This is a genomic window from Cognatundibacterium rivi, from assembly GCF_018139565.1.
Taxonomy (GTDB): Bacteria; Pseudomonadota; Gammaproteobacteria; order Burkholderiales; family Burkholderiaceae_D; genus Undibacterium; species Undibacterium rivi.
This window is the reverse complement of record NZ_JAGSPK010000003.1, coordinates 413594-428292: the sequence shown is the minus strand read 5'-3', so window position 1 is coordinate 428292 and position 14699 is coordinate 413594. Positions and strand designations below refer to the sequence as shown.

At 51.9% G+C, this 14699-nt stretch carries 10 protein-coding genes; 7 read left to right on the top strand and 3 right to left on the bottom strand.

The window, feature by feature from the left end; translation table 11 throughout:
* Nucleotides 1-42: 42 nt before the first annotated feature.
* The 3 genes from KDM87_RS10500 to KDM87_RS10490 all read right to left on the bottom strand — a co-directional run bounded on the left by KDM87_RS10500 (nucleotide 43) and on the right by KDM87_RS10490 (nucleotide 7387).
* Nucleotides 43-2247 (bottom strand): TonB-dependent receptor, encoded by a 2205-nt coding sequence (locus tag KDM87_RS10500; RefSeq protein WP_212679021.1) that lies wholly within the window; start codon nucleotides 2245-2247, stop codon nucleotides 43-45.
* Nucleotides 2248-2659: 412 nt separating this feature from the next.
* Complete coding sequence (locus KDM87_RS10495) at nucleotides 2660-4378, bottom strand: alkaline phosphatase family protein (protein ID WP_230407699.1); 1719 nt, start codon at nucleotides 4376-4378, stop codon at nucleotides 2660-2662.
* 294 nt (nucleotides 4379-4672) lie between these two features.
* Nucleotides 4673-7387 carry a heavy metal translocating P-type ATPase gene (locus KDM87_RS10490; RefSeq protein WP_212679020.1) on the bottom strand — a complete coding sequence of 905 codons (2715 nt, stop codon included), beginning with the start codon at nucleotides 7385-7387 and terminating at the stop codon, nucleotides 4673-4675.
* Between the two features lie 75 nt (nucleotides 7388-7462).
* Here KDM87_RS10490 and KDM87_RS10485 point away from each other — a divergent pair, with 75 nt between their 5' ends.
* From KDM87_RS10485 to KDM87_RS10455, 7 genes are all read left to right on the top strand, one after another.
* A complete protein-coding gene (locus tag KDM87_RS10485) occupies nucleotides 7463-7891 on the top strand; it encodes a MerR family transcriptional regulator (protein WP_212679019.1) in 429 nt (142 codons plus the stop codon).
* A 168-nt stretch (nucleotides 7892-8059) separates the two neighbouring features.
* On the top strand, nucleotides 8060-8557 hold the full coding sequence (locus KDM87_RS10480; RefSeq protein WP_212679018.1) for a hypothetical protein: 498 nt from the start codon (nucleotides 8060-8062) through the stop codon (nucleotides 8555-8557).
* A gap of 72 nt (nucleotides 8558-8629) precedes the next feature.
* Nucleotides 8630-9901: an efflux RND transporter periplasmic adaptor subunit gene (locus KDM87_RS10475; protein WP_230407698.1), complete on the top strand. Its 1272-nt coding sequence runs from the start codon at nucleotides 8630-8632 to the stop codon at nucleotides 9899-9901.
* A 9-nt stretch (nucleotides 9902-9910) separates the two neighbouring features.
* Nucleotides 9911-10621: an ABC transporter ATP-binding protein gene (locus tag KDM87_RS10470; RefSeq protein WP_212679017.1), complete on the top strand. Its 711-nt coding sequence runs from the start codon at nucleotides 9911-9913 to the stop codon at nucleotides 10619-10621.
* A 12-nt stretch (nucleotides 10622-10633) separates the two neighbouring features.
* Complete coding sequence (locus KDM87_RS10465; RefSeq protein ID WP_212679016.1) at nucleotides 10634-11947, top strand: ABC transporter permease; 1314 nt, start codon at nucleotides 10634-10636, stop codon at nucleotides 11945-11947.
* 6 nt (nucleotides 11948-11953) lie between these two features.
* Nucleotides 11954-13201 carry an ABC transporter permease gene (locus tag KDM87_RS10460; RefSeq protein ID WP_212679015.1) on the top strand — a complete coding sequence of 416 codons (1248 nt, stop codon included), beginning with the start codon at nucleotides 11954-11956 and terminating at the stop codon, nucleotides 13199-13201.
* A 151-nt stretch (nucleotides 13202-13352) separates the two neighbouring features.
* The gene (locus KDM87_RS10455) at nucleotides 13353-14699 is read left to right on the top strand and encodes a sigma-54-dependent transcriptional regulator (protein WP_212679014.1); all 1347 of its coding nucleotides are present in this window, start codon (nucleotides 13353-13355) and stop codon (nucleotides 14697-14699) included.

The window sequence follows — 14699 nt, the reverse complement described above, 5'->3', positions numbered from 1 at the left end:
AAAGCTATCCGCTGAGAGCGGATAGCTGGGTTAATGCGTCAATCAGAACTTGCCGCTGACAGTCACGAATAACTGACGCGGTGCGCCGGACAACAAGGTCTGTGCAGTGCCGGTCGGATCAAAGGTCTGGAAACCATTTGAACCTATGGTGCTGAAGTACTGTTTGTTCAGCAGATTTTCAACGTTCAGCTGGATCGAGAAATCTTTAATGCCGCCCAGATTTTTCTGTTTATAACCAGTTGACAGATTCATGACCCAGTAAGCAGGCACACTGGCGTCGTTGCTGTAGGTGTAGAAACGCTTGTCTGTATATTTTCCACCGACGCGGCTAAACCATTGTGGTGTTTCATAAGACAGTTCAGTTTTGAACATCAGCTTCGGTGAATCAACCACTTGTTTTCCCGCGATATCGACCAGCGTTTTGCCGTCCATATAGTTGGATTTATATTGCGCATCGTTATACGTCAGAGAGTTGAACAGAGACCAGTCTTTTGCCAGCGTCCACATTGCCGCCGCCTCGATACCTTTAGCTTCTACCTTACCAACGTTGACGAATGTGCTTGGACAACCAACAATGCCCGCGCAAGTCGCGACTGCCATCAGGCGGTCATCGAAACGTGTGAAATAGGCGGCGATGGAACCCACCAGACTATCAGTTTTGAAGCGATAACCAGCATCGATAGTTTTCGATGTTTCTGGTTTGATCGTGCTGGCGCTCAGATTAAATGCAGTCTGTGTCTGGGAAAACGGACCACTGACGCCCGGTTGATAGGCACGCATATTTTCCGATAAGCTCAGGAACAGTTCATCCGATTTCGTCAGTGCGTAGTTCAGACCCAGTTGCGGCAGAAAGTTTTTAGAGGCGGTCAGATCACCGGCAGCACGGGTACCGACCACGTTGACGGCATTGATTTTGACGTTCGGAGATTTGAAGCCAACATTCAATTTCAGCTTATCCGCCATCAGGGAAATCGTATCCTGTGCGTAAAACTGAGTGGTGGTGGTTGTAAAATTTTGTTTGAAGCCGGTTGAGGTTGGATTGCTCAGGAATTCATTGGTATCCTGGCCGCCAGTGGCATTATAGAAATTACGTGTCAGTGTGTGCAGGCTGCTCTCAGCCCAGAAGCCACCATTGAATGTGTGCTGGTCAAGTTCTGCTGTCAGGTCGGCAATCACACCGTTGCGGCTGATCGAATATTCTGTGGTGCGGATGGAAATCGGTAAGCCATTTGTCGATGGTGTATAAGGCGTGTACCAGTGTCCCTGACCTTCATTGCTGTGATGGTAAGCGGTTGTTTTCAGATAGACGTCGTCACCAAAACGGTTGTCCAGTGTGGCACCGAGCAGGCTGTCTTTACGCAGGCCGCTGCCTTGATAGTAGGCGTCATCCAGACTGTTAACTTTGCCGGTATACACACCTTTGGCAGCATTCACGGCGCGCTGCCAGTCCGGTGCATAGTTATCCCAGTCGTAGCCTAGACGGTTTGCCATTTCTATCGACAAATCCTGATAGTCGACTTCTTTACGGTCTGAGTAATTAAAGAAGGCCGTCAGCTTGCTGTTACCCAGTTTTTGCACCAGTTTGGAGTTAAAAATATCCTGATCCTGTGCGCCTGCACCTTTCCATTTTTCTGCACGTTGACGCGTCACGCTCAGATAGGCCTTCGTGCCGGAAGACAGCAAACCGGTATCAACGCGTGCGAAGGTGCGATAGGTTTTGTCGCTGCCTATAGTTTGTGAACCTGTGATGCCGAATTCATCTGTCGGTACAGATGAGAAGAATTGTACCGTGCCGCCCAAGTTACTGGTCGACGCCGTACCCACTGCGCCCGCACCTTGAGACAAGGTCACGCGACCAATGTTTTCAGATGAAATGGCACGGCTGATATGCAGGCCGTTGTTGTTGCCGTAGCTCATGTCGCCCAGTGGCACATTGTCCAGCGTGAAGCCCATTTGACTCTGATTGAAACCGCGTGCGCTGAAACGTGTAGACCATTCATAGGCACCGAAAGGATCCGCTGATTGGAAGCTGACGCCAGGCAGTTTCTCCAAAACTTTCAGTGGGCTGCTGCCAGGTAAAGCCAGCGCCAGGTCTTTTTTAGAAACGTCTTGTACCTGACGTGTGTTGCCTTGTCCGAAGATAACGACGTTGACAACGTCTGCAGGCGCTTCTTCCGCGAATGCGGGAGCAGCAAAAGCCTGCAGCAAAATCAGATACAGCGGGGAACGACGAAGTTTGGGTGCCATGATTGGGTTCCTGAGTCGATGATGAATAAGAATGCGAAGATGTTGTGTGCCTTCAGGCGGTTCTGCAGAGGAGTATCAGTTAATCTGATACTTATCTGAAGAAGCGCGGAAGCAATGTGCTTTTAATGCGTTGAAAAGCAGAAGTTTCCGGACGTCAACGCGGCAAAGTGTAGTCAGCCAATATGACAGGAAAGTGAATTTAAACAGGAAGAAATACTCGCTACATTTCAGCAACAACATCATCAATCAGGTCATCACGAGGACATAATTACGACGTGTCATCCAGCCTTGAACACAATATCTAAGGCCAATTTTTTTACAGATACATCATTTGAAAGACAATAAAAAAGCAGGTAAACAGCAACCGCTGCGTACCTCCTTTTTATACGGATGATGAACGTTGTGACTGTGTTTACGGCCTCTGTTTAAAATCAAACATACCCATCAGATCGCCCAGTGCAGGGCGGTTCAGCGGTACATACGGATTCTTCTTATCGGTCACAGGATTTGGCAGATTGTCGCGGCTGCGCTTGGATAATGGTGCCAGTTTCCAGTTGCGCTGGATGAATTTCAGTATCGATGCGTGATCGTAATAAGTATGATCGACATGCCCTTTTTTTGCATAAGGTGACACCGCAACCAGCGGGATGCGTGTGCCGTCGCCGAAGAAATCTATCAATTGCACATAGCCAGAATCGTAATAGCCACCGCCTTCATCGAAGGTGATCAGGATCGCAGTTTTTTTCCACAGTTCCGGATTCGCTTTGACACGGGCGATCACGTCGGCTGCCAGCTCGTCAAAACTGGATTCCGAGGCATAGCCAGGATGACCGGACAGGCTGTCGTAAGGCGCAATATAGGAAACAGCAGGGAAGGATTTCTCTTCTTTTTTCACATCGACATAAAACTGATGCATATCCTGTAATTTGTCTTTATCCGGCCCGGTCATGGTTGAGGTGAAGAACGACGGCGTATCGCACATGGCGCAATACTCTTTGTCTACATTCTTTCCGTCGTTGCGACCACCGCTATACCATTTCCAGGAAACTCCGGCAGCAGTCAACGCATCGCCGATATGAGGAATGGTTTGTGGCGGCAGCAAAAATTTATCCGCGCCCAAGGCCAGTGGTTCACCCAATGGCGAGTAGGCCGGGTCCATATTGTTGACCATGTAGTAGGTGTCTGGCGCGCAATTACCCTGATTGAAGGCAGGATACGGCAGCTTTTTCAGAAAGGCATGAATGCCAGCCGCACCGGGTTGCGACAGATCGGCGCACTGAATATATGTGCCACCACGGTAGCCGTCTTCGGTGTACCAGTTATTGGTATTCGGCTGTGGATCAGGATTCTCTATCATCTTTGCAGGAGGTACCGCTGGCTTACCCTGATCGGTGTAGAAGGTCACGTCACCTGTTGCCAGCGCCAGATAGTTAACGGTGGTGCCACCCATGATAGGTTGGTGATAGTTGTCGGCAATCGCATAGTTGTCGGCCAGTTTTTTGAAAGTCGGTGCATCGCCGGTGGACATATTGTAAAAGCCCATCGCAATGCCACCCTGATACGTGCGGCCAGGGGCGAAAGGAATCGGGGCGTTGCTTGGGCCAACTCCTGTCATTTCAGCAACCCAGACAAACAGGTCATTATTGCCGCCGTTAATCTGTTGCCACATCTGGAAAAAGCGATGTACCGGATCGCCGGTATGTGCCCCGTAGCTGACGTGCTTGGTAATCTGATAGGGCCCATTTGGCAGGTCTGCCGGAAAGCGTGCATCCGGCACATCATGACGCTGACCAAAGGCACCGGCAGCATACGGTTGGGGCAGGCTGGCATAAGGAGCTTTTACCGTTGGCGTCGGAGTATAGGCAGTGATATTTTCTGCTGTTTTCTGCGCTGCCAGATGGTAATTTGGTCCTGGCGAACCATCAGCTTTGACGATACCTTTCGACCACAGGTTCGAGATGGTCTGCTTCTTTTTTGGCTGATACACGCCGTACAGATTGTCAAACGTCCGGTTTTCACCCACCAATACAATCACATGCTCAATCGGTGTGGTGGTGGCAGTTTGGGCATAGCTGCTGTGGGCGTACAAAGCGCTGAGTAAAAGTACCGATAGGGGAGATTTTTTCATCATGGGTAAGCAAGGGTTGAGTGAAGTATTCGACGCATCGTAGCGATCGCCCGGCTGGTTAATGGATGTCGTTGGCAGGTTTTTTTGCTACGGTCAGAAACGATAACGGTACTGACAGATATCCAGGGTGGGTGAGTGTCGGAGAGCGATGCTAGCAGCGGCAGATGACGTTGATGTGACAAGGACTGACGTCCTGATGAAGCTTGCTGACCCTGCTGCAAATAGCAAAACAGGAAGTGCATTGCGCACTTCCTGTTCCTGATGGATGATGCCTGAATGGCAGTAATTACTGTGAATTTAAAGGCGGGTATAACGCAGCCGCAGGGCGTTGCTGATGACAGAGACTGAACTGAGGCTCATTGCTGCGCTGGCAATCATCGGGCTTAACAGGATGCCAAACCAGGGGAACAGCACACCGGCTGCCACTGGTACGCCGATGAAGTTATAGGCAAACGCAAAAAACAGATTCTGACGAATATTGCGCATGACATTCCGGCTCAGCGTGCGGGCCTTCGCAATGCCGCGCAGATCACCTTTGACCAGTACCACATGCGCGCTGTGCATAGCGACATCGGTGCCGGTACCCATAGCAATGCCGACATTCGCCTGTGCCAGTGCTGGCGCATCGTTGATGCCGTCACCGGCCATCGCGACCATGCATCCCTGTTGCTGTAACTGCTGAATGAAATGGAATTTGTCTTCTGGCAGCACATCTGCATGTACCTCGTTTAATCCCAGCTGTGTTGCCACTGCCTGCGCTGTCTGCGCATTGTCGCCAGTCAGAACAATCACACGGATTCCTTGTTGCTGCAACTGTTGCACGGCCTGCAGGCTGCTGGCTTTGATGCTGTCGGCAACGCTGATCAGTGCTGCGGCTTTCGCGTTGACCGCCATCACCATGACCGTGTGACCACGCTGCTGCAATTCATTGATGCGTGAGCTGAATGCTTGCAAGCTGATATGGTTTTCTTCCAGCAGCGCTGGTTTGCCGAGCAAGATCTGCTGCCCTTTGCACGTTGCCTGCACACCTTTGCCGCTGATGGCTTTGAAGTCGCTGATGCTGGCTGCGGGGATATTTTTTTTGCGGATAAAATCCACCACTGCCTGCGCCAGGGGATGTTCACTTTGCTGTTCTGTCGCCAGTGCGATTGCTAATAATTCCTCTTCATTCGCATCATCTGCCACGATGAATTCCTGCAGCGTTGGTTTGCCTTCAGTGAGGGTACCGGTTTTATCAATGACCAGCGTATCGATTTTTTCCAGGCGTTCAAGTGCTTCGGCATCTTTGATCAGTATGCCTTCCACTGCACCACGTCCGATACCGACGGTCACTGAAATCGGCGTTGCCAGACCCAGTGCGCAAGGGCAGGCAATGATCAGCACGGACACCGCGGCCATCAGGCCATTTGCGAGTGCCGGTGCAGGACCAAATACCGCCCACAATATAAATGCGAGTATTGCCGCCGCGATCACGGCAGGCACAAACCAGCCAGCCACTTTATCAGCGAGTTTTTGTATTGGCGCACGGGAACGACCGGCCTGATTCACCATATCGATGATCTTGGCGATCAGGGTATCTCTGCCGATTTTTTCCGCCCGCAGGCTGAAGCTGCCTTGTTGATTGATGGTGCCGGCGCTGAGTTGATCTCCGGCCTGTTTACCAACCGGAATCGGTTCGCCGGTAATCATCGATTCATCAACATGCGAATGCCCATCGACCAGTTGCCCGTCAACCGGGATGTGGGCACCGGGTTTGACGCGCAGCAGATCGCCGACCTGAACTTTGTCGAGTGGAATTTCAGTTTCGCTACCATCGGTGGCGATGCGTATCGCCGTCGCAGGAGTCAGTGCCAGCAAAGATTTGATTGCCTGATTTGTCTGTGAGCGCGCGCGCAACTCCAGCACCTGTCCCAGAATAACAAGACAGATAATGACGGCGGCGGCTTCAAAATACAGTGGCGCCATGCCATCCATCTTGAATGCCTCTGGCAAGGCCTGCGGAAACAGTAGCGCAAACAGGCTGAACAGATACGCCGCTGCCGTGCCTACCCCGATCAGGCTGAACATATTCAGATTGCCGCTTTTAAACGAGGCGATTGCCCGTTCAAAAAATGGCCTTCCCAGCCACACGACAACTGGTGTTGCCAAGGCAAACTGCAACCAGTCGAAGACACGCATTCCCAATAAATCATGGAAAGAAATGCCGGGCAGCATGTCGCCCATAGTCAGCAGCAGCAAGGGCAGGCTGAGAGCAATGCTGATCTTCAAGCGCCGAATCATATCGAGAAGTTCGCTGTTATCTTCCTCGATAATGGCTTCTTTTGGCTCCAGCGCCATACCGCAAATAGGGCAGATACCTGGGCCGATTTGCTCAATTTCGGGGTCCATAGGACACATGTAAATCGCATCTTTGGCGACCGGCTTTGCTGCTGGCGCCAGCTCAGGATTCAAATATATTGCCGGGTTTTTGCTGAACTTCTGTTTGCATGAGTCGCAGCAGAAATAGTAGGTCTGACCGCCATGCACAAACTGATGCTGGCTGTTTTCATTCACCGTCATGCCGCAGACCGGATCTTTATGCGCACCTTGCGGATCGTGTTGCATGCTTTGCGGTGCGGCATGGCTACCACCGCAACAGGAACTGCCAGCCGTCGTTTTAACGCGGCTGACTTCACGTACCACCGGGTCTGACGCCGCAGCAGTGGCAGTAGTCGCAGTAGTTGGGGGCGCGGATGCTGAAGCAGCGGCAGATGCGGCAGGAACGCTGCCCATACCGATAATGCGTTTGGCTTTGACATAATTTTCGGGTGCGGCCGTGAATTTGCTCACGCATGACAGGCTGCAGAAATAATAGGCGACACCCTGAAAGCGCGCCGTTTTTTCAGTATTTTTTGCCACCTGCATGCCACACACCGGATCGGTATATTTTTTTTCTTCCAGCGCTGGTGCTGACGCAGGTGTTGATGCAGATTGTCCGCAGCAATTGCCGCTATGTTGATGCTTGTCGGTCATGACTATTCTCCTTAATCGACTATCCGCTGTATCATAGACTCCGTACCTGAGAACAGAGTCAAGGACTTTTTATTTATGTCTGCTTCAGATCAATACACCATAGGACAACTCGCCAAAGCCGCAGGGGTCGGAGTTGAAACTATACGCTACTACCAGCGCCGGGGTTTGCTGGCAGTCCCCGATGTAGGCTCAGGATTTCGCACCTATCCTGGGGCGGATGCTGAGCGTATCCGCTTCATCAAACGAGCGCAGGAACTGGGATTTTCACTGGAGGAAATTTCGCATTTGCTGATGCTGGAAGACAGTAACGATAAACCTGCGATACGGGATATTGCCAGTGAGCGGCTCGATCAGGTGCGTGCCAAGCTGGCGGACTTAAAAAAAATGGAAACCATGCTGGCACAACTGATTGATGCCTGCGCGTCGGCGCCGCAGCAAGCACAATGCCCGATTATCAAGGCTCTGGGTCATTCTAGCCATTGCCATAAAACATCAGGCACATAAACAGCCTGAACGTCCGCGAGGTGTCCGGTCACTTTGTTTTATTGTCCGGACTATCATTTTTATTAAGGGTCATTGAGTTAAATCTGAATAAAATCAAAGACTTAAATTTTTCTATTTTGTGGCACGCTTTCTGCAATACCTCTGGAAACACAGAGGAGGAAGGTGATCATGAAAGACGCAGCGAAAACAAATGTCAGGCCGCAACGCTGGCTCTGGTTGTGCCGGAGATCGGCAGAGTTGTTGTGTGCGATCGCTTTGTTATTGTTGTCGCTGGTATTGCTGAGCCCCGATCAGCGAGAGAGTATTCGCCGCATTGAATTTAAAGAGATCACCAGTCTGCATGCCGCAGACGTTTGCCGTGGTTGCGGTGTGCAAGCAGAACTGTCGCTTGAACACTTTCAATTTCAAATTCAGTTTCAAATTCGCATACAGCCGTGGGCCGGGCTGACCTTGGATTACCGCACCAGCGGGCTCTGGTCATTCGGTCTGCTCGATTGGGTAAAGTCACTGTCCGCGCTGCTGCTGCCGGACAAGCAATGGACAGTCGCCGGACACTTCCCGGACACTCAGTATGTTTCCGCTTCATGCAGGCACTTGCCGCTACTACAAACGGCCGATAACAGCCACCCGACAGACCGTGAAATCTTCAGCAAGACGATGAGCTGATTCCTCGCCGAGGAGATGCGCGTCATTTCCTTGTTATTCACATTCGTTTTACTCTTCAAAAATATACCGACTATGTCTATACGCGACACATCACAACAAGACATGCCAATTGCTGCCTTACCGTTCTGGCGGCAGTCCAGATGGCTCTGGCGCATTCTTGCCGCGCTATTGCTGATCATTGCCGCTGTCTATGCATTATCGCTGTGGATGGGGAGCAGCCGTTCTGTGTCTATGTCCAGACTGAGCATGGCGACGGTGAGTAAAGGAACGCTGGTGCGGGATGCGGCAGTGAATGGCAGGCTGGTGGCCGCCAACAGCCCGAGCCTGTATTCCAGTACCGCCAGCACCGTCAGTTTTTTAGTGAAAGCCGGAGATAAAGTAAAAAAGGGCGATGTCGTTGCTGAGCTGGATTCACCTGATCTGGTGTCAGAGCTCAAGCGTGAACAAGCCTTGCTTGAGCAACTGGAAGCAGAGATTGCCAGACAAAAAATTCTGGCGCGTAAGCAAAAAATGCTGGCAGTCCGCGATGCCGAGCAAGCTGAAATTGAACGGGTCTCAGCCGAACGTGCTTATCAGCGCATAGAAAAAGCCGGCGTCAGCGGCGTGGTACAGAAGAATGAATTTTTACGTGTTCAGGATGCCTTGAAAAGCGCCGAGATACGCGCCCGTCATGCTTTGCAGGCCAGCTCACTCGAAAGCGAAGATGTTGATCTGGGGTTGAAGTCGAAGTTGGCGCAATTGCAGCAACAACGTCTGCTCAAAGATAATTTGCAAAGACGGGTAGATGAATTACGCCTGCGTGCCCCGGTCGATGGCGTCGTTGGCACGTTGGCAGTGGCGAACCGTACAGTGGTTGCGCCGAATACGGCATTAATGACGCTGGTCGATCTGTCGCAACTGGAAGTCGAGCTGGAAATTCCCGAAAGTTATGTTGCGGAGCTGGGATTGGGGATGGCTGTTGATCTGGAGATTAATGGCGTCAAAGCACGCGGGATTTTATCGGCGATGTCGCCTGAAGTCGTCAGAAATCAAGTGCTGGCGCGGGTGCGCTTTGATGGCAAGGTGCCCGCCGGATTACGGCAGAGTCAGCGTGTCTCTGCGCGTATGCTGATCGAAGAAAAGCCGGATGTTTTGCTGGTGCAGCGCGGCCCCTTTGTTGAAAGCGATGGCGGACATGTTGCCTACCTTCTGCGCGATGGCATCGCTGTGCGCACGCCTATCGTTCTGGGTGCCACAAGTTTACATGCGGTTGAAATTAAAAGTGGTTTAAAAGCCGGAGACAAAATCATCATTTCCGGAACGGAGCTGTTTGAAAAAAACGAACGGATCACCATCAATCAATAGGAGTTTGTGATGTTAAGAATGCAGAAATTAAATAAAGTCTATCGCACACATTTAATCGAAACCCATGCCTTGCGCGGCTTTGAAATTCACGTCAGAGAAGGTGAATTCGTTACGGTGACCGGTCCTTCTGGTTCAGGTAAAACCACATTTCTGAATATCGCCGGTTTGCTTGAAGAACTGACTGACGGTGATTATTTTCTGGATGGTGTGAATGTCAAAGGACTGGACGACAACGCCCGCACGCGTTTGCGCAATGAAAAGCTGGGTTTTATTTTTCAGGGATTTAATCTGATTCCGGATCTGAATCTGTTTGATAACGTTGACGTTCCCCTGCGTTATCGCGGTCTGCCTGCGAAAGAGCGCAAGGAGCGGATTGAAGATGCGCTGGCGCAGGTTGGTCTGGCGGCACGCATGAAACATTATCCTGCTGAGCTATCTGGCGGACAACAACAGCGGGTTGCGATTGCACGTGCGCTGGCAGGTTCCCCCAAGGTGTTGCTGGCGGATGAGCCGACCGGGAATCTTGATACCCAGATGGCGCGCAGCGTGATGGAGTTGCTGGAAGAAATCAATGCACGTGGCACGACGATTTTAATGGTGACGCATGATCCTGAGCTGGCGATCCGCGCACAGCGCAATGTGCACATCATCGATGGACAAGTGTCGGATCTGGTGCGTCAGACGCCATCGCTGGCGACGACGACAGCTCATTACGCCTGAACGGGAGCGCTTATGTTTTCTTACTATTCATGGCTGGGTTTTCGCAGCCTGCGCAGAAATCTCTGGCTGACGGGACTGATGATATTGATTTTATCGGTCGGCGTGGCCGCCAGTGTTTCCACACTGACGATACTGCATATGATGTCCGCAGATCCTATACCTGAAAAGAGTACAAAACTTTTTATTCCTATTCTTGATAATGGCCCCGCCAATGACTTTAAGCCAGGTGACCGCTATATCGACGAGCAGATGAGTTACCGCGATGTGCATGCCTTACTCAATAGCGCGATAGGAAAGTACCGTACCGGCTTGTATGGCATTTCTGCACTGATAGAAATGCCGCGTAAAGACCTGGGAGTGATCGAGGTGGAGGGCATGGCTGCGTCACGCGACTTTTTCCCTATGATGCAGGTGCCGATGTTGTATGGCGAGCGCTGGTCTGTCGCAGATGAAAAAAACGGGGCCGATGTAGTTGTCCTGAGCCGCAAAACTTCGGAAAAAATGTTTGGCACAGAAAATCCGGTCGGCCGCATGGCAACGATGTGGGGACGCAGTTATCTGATCGCCGGAGTGATGGATACCTGGCGCCCGTTGCCGCGATTTTATCGCTTCAATGGACGTGGCAGTGCATTCATGAGCGAAGAGAGTTTCATCGTTCCATTTGAAAGCGCGATACGCAATCAGACACCGCATTCCGGCGGAATGAGCTGCACTGAGCGAAGCGGCCCTGGCTGGCAGGCGCTGCTTGATTCCGAGTGTACCTGGCTGACTTTCTGGATCGAGATGAACAGCGCTTCAGAACGTGGGCAGTTAGCCTCTTTTCTGGATGCGTACGTGAGCGAGCAGCAAAAAATGGGACGTTTCCCAAGGCACGCTCCTAATCTTTTGTTTGATGTACATGGCTGGTTGCAGGAACTGAAGATCGTCGGAAATGACGAAAAAATGTCGATCTGGCTGGCGTTAGGATTTTTGATGCTTTGTATGGTGAACACGATAGGTTTGCTGTTGGCAAAGTTTTCCGGGCGGGCAGCAGAGATCGGTGTGCGTCGTGCACTTGGGGCTTCGCGTCGGCAGATCTTTTTTCAAGCCTTGGTCGAAACCGGCGTTGTCGGTATGGTCGGTGCATTCAGCGCCATCTTGCTGTCGGTATTGTTTCTGAAGCTGATCAGTTTGCAGGCGGGGTATCTGAAAGCGGTTGCCCGCATGGATTGGGAAATGCTGTTGCTGACCGTTGTCATGTCGGTTGTCGCAGCATTGTTGGCCGGTTTATTGCCAACCTGGCGCGCCTGCCAGATTACACCTGCTATACAGTTGAAATCACAGTGAGGATATATGACACAGCTATTTCCTTTTAAGCCAGTGTTACTGGCGATGTTGAAAAATAAAACCGGGCCTTTGCTGGTGGCTTTGCAAATTGCCCTGAGTCTGGCGATATTGTCGAACGCCGTCTATCTGGTGAATCAGCGGCTCAGCAGCTCGGAGCGTTCCAGCGGCATAGGACACGAGGAACAGGTGTTCAGCCTGTTTGTAAAAAATCAGAAATCCGGCGGGCATGAAGAGCAACTTGCCGCACAAAAGAGAGAAGAGCAGGTGATGAAATCTGTGCCGGGTCTGGTGAGTCTGGCGCGGGTAAATTCGATACCGATGTCACAGTCAGGCTGGAACCGAAGTATTGCTGCAGATCGCAAACAAATATCACCAAGTGGCAACGCTGCGATTTATATTTCTGCCGGTTCGTTGGTGAAGGTCTGGGAGCTGCAATTACTTGAGGGGCGCGATTTTATGCCAGAGGAGTTTCTGGAGATCGACCAGAGTACGGCACGGAATAGCCCTGATGTAGCGATCATTAGTAAAGCCATGGCGCGTGCTTTGTTTCCCGATGCCAGCAATTATGCCGGACGCGAGTTTTACTTTGGTACCGGAGATGGTGCGGAGTCGGTACGTATTGTCGGTGTCGTCGACACTTTGCAGACCGCTGGCGCGCAGGACAGTGTGCGTGGCGAGATGTCAGTAATGCAGCCAGCACGGATGACGAATGATGCTTATTCCGGATACACCCTGCGTGCCGCCGCTGGTAAGCGCGAGCAGGTGATGCAGGACGTGGAAAAAGCCTTGCGTGCGGCTTCTCCTGAGCCTTTAAATATCCGGATGCAGGCGCAGACAAGCATACGGGAAGATCGCTACCGCAACGACAAAGGTTTGTCCTGGATGTTGCTGACGGTGTGCGGATTGCTGATCATGATCACGGCCAGCGGCATTGTCGGCATGTGCAGTCTGTGGGTGACACAACGGACCAAGCAAGTGGGTATACGCCGCGCTTTAGGGGCGACACGGCTGCATATACTGATGCATTTTCTGACTGAAAATCTGCTGATCTCGACGTCAGGAATTGTGCTGGGATGCGTGCTCGCGCTGGGCTTGAATCAATTGCTCGTGACGCAGTTTGATATGCGCAAATTGCCGCTGATTTACTTGCTGTGGTCGCCATTGTTATTCTGTTTGCTGGGTATGGTGGCCGCGCTGGCACCGGCATGGCGGGCGGCCAGAATTGCTCCGGCAACTGCGACCCGCAGCGTCTGATGAAATGGTTTGCCGCAGGGTGTCTGTTTATCTGATAATGCAGGCACCCAGTCTCTGGCCAATACTGACGATGCTTTTGCACCTGATCGCCAACAGCCTTGAATTGATTGGCTTACAGCCCTGTGAACCAGAATGAAAAATTAATACGGACATGCCTAAAGTCTTAATCATTGACGATAATCCCGCTGTTGCACTGGCACTCGAGGTACTGTTGTCGCTGCATGATATTGAGAGTGTGACCGCGACCACACCGGAGATGGGGCTGACCTTGTTATCGCAGCAGGCGATTGATCTGGTGATACAGGATATGAATTTCAGTGCAGATACCACTTCTGGTGAAGAGGGCATGGAATTATTTCGTCAGATTCGCCAGCGTTGCCCCGATATGCCGGTGATTTTGCTGACCGCATGGACACATCTGGATGCCGCCGTCGGTTTGATTAAAGCCGGGGCGGCAGATTACATAGGAAAGCCCTGGAATGACCAGCGTCTGCTGACCGTGGTGCGTAACCTGATTGAATTGGGGCAGGCCAACCGCGCCTTGCAACGTCGCCTGCAACGCGAACGCCAGCGTAAGCAAGCGCTGGAAACACAATTCAATCTGTGTGGACTGGTGTGGCAGGATAGTGCGACTGAAAAAGTGCTGGAAATTGCATGCCAGGTTGCGCGCTCAGATGCCTCAGTGCTGATCACCGGGCCGAATGGAGCGGGTAAAGAACGTATTGCAGAAATTGTACAAAAAAATTCCAGCGTAAAAGAGGGGCCTTTCGTCGTCCTCAATTGCGGTGCGATTCCCGCCGATCTGATCGAGGCTGAATTGTTCGGCGCCGAAGCTGGCGCTTATACCGGCGCCGGAAAATCGCGCGAAGGTAAATTTGAAGCGGCCGATGGCGGTACCTTATTTTTGGATGAAATCGGCAATCTGCCATTGGCAGGGCAGGTGAAGCTGTTACGTGTGCTGGAAACCGGGCGTTTTCAGCGACTCGGATCAAACCGCGAAAAACAGGTGAAGGTGCGCATCATCAGCGCGACCAATGCCGATCTCCCAGCCATGATACGGGCCGGGCAGTTCCGCGAAGATTTGTATTACCGGCTGAATGTCATACAACTGAATCTGCCAGCGCTGGCAGAACGTCCGGAAGATATTTTGCCGCTGGCGCAGGCGTTTCTCAACGATGATAAACAGCTTGATGCAAATGCAAAAGCCGCATTGCTGGCGCATACCTGGCCAGGTAATGTCCGCGAATTGAAAAACCTGATGCACCGGGCACAGTTACTTGCGCGCGGTGAGCAGATCGGTATCGGCGATCTTGGTCTGCCTGCGGCACCGGTAATGCGTCTGAGCAGCGATGCGGAGCCGGATAAAGCGGCAGTCGAATTAGCCTTACTGAGGGCGCATGGTGTTATCGCACAGGCCGCATCGGCATTGGGTCTGAGCCGTCAGTCACTGTACCGGCGGATGGACAGGTTTGGCATTGCCAGACCGGGGCAGGAGTAA

Coding starts and splice junctions, on each gene's coding strand:
- KDM87_RS10500 (WP_212679021.1), bottom strand. CDS start 2,247: ATGGCACCCAAACTTCGTCGTTCCCCGCTGTATCTGATTTTGCTGCAG.
- KDM87_RS10495 (WP_230407699.1), bottom strand. CDS start 4,378: ATGATGAAAAAATCTCCCCTATCGGTACTTTTACTCAGCGCTTTGTAC.
- KDM87_RS10490 (WP_212679020.1), bottom strand. CDS start 7,387: ATGACCGACAAGCATCAACATAGCGGCAATTGCTGCGGACAATCTGCA.
- KDM87_RS10485 (WP_212679019.1), top strand. CDS start 7,463: ATGTCTGCTTCAGATCAATACACCATAGGACAACTCGCCAAAGCCGCA.
- KDM87_RS10480 (WP_212679018.1), top strand. CDS start 8,060: ATGAAAGACGCAGCGAAAACAAATGTCAGGCCGCAACGCTGGCTCTGG.
- KDM87_RS10475 (WP_230407698.1), top strand. CDS start 8,630: ATGTCTATACGCGACACATCACAACAAGACATGCCAATTGCTGCCTTA.
- KDM87_RS10470 (WP_212679017.1), top strand. CDS start 9,911: ATGTTAAGAATGCAGAAATTAAATAAAGTCTATCGCACACATTTAATC.
- KDM87_RS10465 (WP_212679016.1), top strand. CDS start 10,634: ATGTTTTCTTACTATTCATGGCTGGGTTTTCGCAGCCTGCGCAGAAAT.
- KDM87_RS10460 (WP_212679015.1), top strand. CDS start 11,954: ATGACACAGCTATTTCCTTTTAAGCCAGTGTTACTGGCGATGTTGAAA.
- KDM87_RS10455 (WP_212679014.1), top strand. CDS start 13,353: ATGCCTAAAGTCTTAATCATTGACGATAATCCCGCTGTTGCACTGGCA.